1 protein-coding gene is annotated in these 241 nt (G+C 60.2%); it reads right to left on the reverse strand.

Annotated features, from left to right (window positions below):
- On the reverse strand, window positions 1–241 hold a 241-nt coding region (locus AAEY98_RS22635; RefSeq protein ID WP_351019884.1), incomplete at both ends, for a sterol desaturase family protein.

Genomic DNA, 241 nt, shown 5'->3' on the forward strand with positions numbered 1-241 from the left:
GTGCATGGTGGGCCCGATGATTGGACGGCGTGACGAAAAACCATTCGACCCAGCCGAGCTTGGGAACATGGCGTGTATGGACCCAGAATTGATACAGCAGGTTGAGCGACGCCACGCTGATAAACACCACCAGCGGCACGCCGGCCACCGCCAGCGGCAGGTAGAAGATCCAGCTCAGCAGGAAACCGGTGCTGGTCTGGCGCAAGGCAGTGCTGAGGTTGTAGTCCTCGCTCTGGTGATG

It is taken from the genome of Shewanella sp. AC91-MNA-CIBAN-0169 (assembly GCF_040310165.1).
Lineage (GTDB): Bacteria > Pseudomonadota > Gammaproteobacteria > Enterobacterales > Shewanellaceae > Shewanella.